This is a genomic window from Campylobacter sp. 107, assembly GCF_002383835.1.
Classification (GTDB): Bacteria; Campylobacterota; Campylobacteria; order Campylobacterales; family Campylobacteraceae; genus Campylobacter_D; species Campylobacter_D jejuni.
The window spans coordinates 1-3,048 of record NZ_NXBA01000047.1; the positions used below are offsets into that span (position 1 = coordinate 1).

The window sequence follows — 3,048 nt, forward strand, 5'->3', positions numbered from 1 at the left end:
AGGGTGGCAGCCCTTTGGCGTTTCACCCTTTTATAATTATACCAAATAAACTCTTTAACTTCTTTAATATAATCCGTGAAAAGATTTTACTTGTTATTCTTTAGCACTTTGTTTTTTGCACCTTCATTTTTATTTGGTGCAACTGAAATAGCTAATGGAAATCTAATCTATACTTGGGGTTATGGCGATGTGATGAATGAAATCATGCAAGCGGTTAAAGGTATAACCACTGAAACAGATTATATCGTTAATGCAGCCTTAGCTATTTCATTATTGCTTTTCAGTATCAAAAAAGCAATGGATGGACAAACAAATCCTGTGTTTGAACTTGGAAAAATGTTTATGCTTTTTGCTGTAGTGTGGTACATGTTTTTAAAAGCACCAAATGACAATAATCACCGCTTCATGATTCACGATGAAGTCACTAGCAAAGATTATGTCATTTCTCAAATTTCTATAGGCATAGGAAAAAGCTTTGCATTAATGACACAATTTGAAAGACTTATTCTAGAAGCTATGGAAAAACATTTTTCAACTCCACAATCTACAAATTTTTCTAACGCAGGTTTAGGTTTTTCACTTCAAGTGATGAGTACTTTACCAAGTGTAAAGCTTTCGGCTATTGATGCAACTTTACAAAAAAATATTGATTTTTACTTTAGAAACTGCGTTTCAGTATAATCAACAAGGTAGAAATCTTTTTCAAAACTCTGATAATTTAATGCAAGATCTTTTCACAAACATAGGCAATGGCTCTCAGCTCACTCCTTTGTTTAAAAATAATAATAATGTTGAAGAACAAAGCGTTGTACCTTGTTCTGATGCGGGTCCTCAAATCGTTGAAATGATTAAAAAAGATACAGATGAAGCTATGAAAATCCATGCTGCTTTGCTTGGTATGGCGAATGATATGACAAATTATGAGCAAAAGTTCTTAGGCGCTGCACAAATCTATAACGAACAAGCTGTAAGTGCTAGATCTTATTTACAGCAATCCATGATAATGCTTGCTTCTCAAGATGCAATCATTAATACCGCTAAATCAGTAGGATTAAATCCTGCTTCTGTGGCTGCAAATACTGCTTATGCGGATCAGCAATTTTACGCAAGTATGCAAGCACAAGGACACATGGCACAAACTTATTTGCCTTTAGCTAAAGCTTATTTAACAGCTATTATCATAGGTTTATCTTGGCTTGTTGCTTTACTTTCTATTGTATTTGGCTCTTACGCACATATTAAGATGTTTTTTACTCTGTGTATTTGGATAGTGCTTTGGACTCCTATACTTTGTATTATTAACTATCTAAATGATTATAATCTTATGAAAGTTGCGCAAGTAATAACAGGTGGAAAAGCAGCTTTAAGCTTAGGAGATAACATGCTTATATTCAAAGAAGTAGCAAATAGATCAAATTTCATGAATTATCTTGTAATGAGTACTCCTGTTTTAGCTTATGCTATAGCTAAAGCAAGTGAACAAGGATTTGTAACTTTTGCTTCTGGATTATCTCAAGCTCTAACAGGTGCTTCAAGAGCTGCTGGAAGCTTTGCAAATCAGCAAGCTCTATCTACACAAACTAGCATCGCTGCTCCTAGAGGAGATGAAGTTTGGGCTGTGGGTGCAGGTTATAATACTCTTCAATCTTCGTTTGGTGCAGGTGGTAGAAGTTTTATGGGAACAAGAGATATGCAACATGGTGGCGAATTAGTTAAAGATAATATGACAGGAAGTTCAGCTGTAATCAATGCTAATGGTTCAATAGGTAATGCCGCTATTAAAGGTTTAAATGCTGGTATGACTGCAAGCAATTTAGAAACAAGAGCACACGCTCTAAGTGATGCGATTCAAAATTCTAACCTATCTCAAAGAGCTTTAGAAGTTGCTAGTGGCAAAGGAGATAGCTTAGCCTTATCAGAAAACGATAGAAGTGCTATTACTAATGCAACGCAACATGCTTTAGCTAATGCTTATTCTAAAGCAACAGGTGTGGATGTAAAACAAGCTTATGAAGATGTGATGAGTGGAAAAATTGGCGGTGGTATTGGCTTAAATAAAGAAATAAAAGGAGTTAGAATAAATATTGATGCAGGAGGCTATGTATCTACAGGATCGGTAGAAACTGAAGATTGGTATCAAAATCTAAGCAAAAATCAACAAGAAACATTTAATAAAACCTTTAACGAAAGTCTTTCTAATGAAATTGGCAAAAATAGAGATGCAAGTGCTTCATTTAACAATCTTCTTAAAACAGGAAATGTTACAAATTCTGCTAGTATTAAAAGTTCTATGGATAGATATAATGAAGCTAAAACACTTAATAATTCAGTGGGTTATGATGGCGGATCATCTATCGTTCAAGGCTATATCAATGAAAATTATGGTGGCGTAGTTAATAAAGAAAATGTGGCTTCTGCTGTGAATGCTGTTAAAATATGGCTGCAAGGGGAGATATGCAAGGATTATCACATTACGCAGGAGTAGATTCTAATGTCAATTCAAATGGATTGTTTGGATAATCAAAGCACAATTATCATGATCCAAGAGGTGTTATGACTGATCACAATAAAGCCATAGATGATTTAAATTCAAGACAAAAAGGCTTTATGGCAACAAGAAATGCCCCTAATGATGTTAAATCAGAAAGATTAGCAGGTGGAATTCAAAAAGCAGCAGGTGCAGCTGAGAAAAAAGCAGGAACTGCTATTAAAGAAAGAAATGAAAAAATCAATGATGCTTATAAATAATAATGCACTGAGTCTAGTTTTAACTAGGCTTAATACCTATTATGGTATATATTTTCTGGCATATATCTATATGTTGGATCAATAATATAATCTGCTGGTGAACTTGATGGCTCATCAATAGATTTAACATTCTCTTTTAAAAACTTCTTGATTTTCAATAATGTATTTTTAGAAAACAATTTGCTTAACCTATCTCTGATTAGATATAAAAGACAACAAGTTATTAAAACACTAACGATAGATGCAAGCACTGCTAAATAAATAATTAAGTGCGCTTTATCCATCTTTATTCCTTTCAAT

The 3,048-nt window shown here is 33.8% G+C and carries 2 protein-coding genes and 1 pseudogene; 2 read left to right on the forward strand and 1 reads right to left on the reverse strand.

All coding sequences use genetic code 11. The annotated features are described in order from the left end of the window. Positions 1 to 75: 75 nt before the first annotated feature. Together BGS40_RS09940 and BGS40_RS09795 are read left to right on the forward strand one after the other, a co-directional pair. Positions 76 to 1,771: pseudogene (locus BGS40_RS09940) on the forward strand (conjugal transfer protein TraG N-terminal domain-containing protein); the annotation flags it as partial. A 782-nt stretch (positions 1,772 to 2,553) separates the two neighbouring features. Further along, positions 2,554 to 2,748 (forward strand): hypothetical protein, encoded by a 195-nt coding sequence (locus BGS40_RS09795; protein WP_257841717.1) that lies wholly within the window; start codon positions 2,554 to 2,556, stop codon positions 2,746 to 2,748. A gap of 29 nt (positions 2,749 to 2,777) precedes the next feature. On the opposite strand, the gene BGS40_RS06375 is transcribed toward BGS40_RS09795, so the two are convergent. After that, positions 2,778 to 3,048: hypothetical protein (locus BGS40_RS06375; RefSeq protein ID WP_251814948.1), on the reverse strand; the 271-nt coding region annotated here is incomplete at its 5' end.

Coding starts and splice junctions, on each gene's coding strand:
- BGS40_RS09795 (WP_257841717.1), top strand. CDS start 2,554: ATGACTGATCACAATAAAGCCATAGATGATTTAAATTCAAGACAAAAA.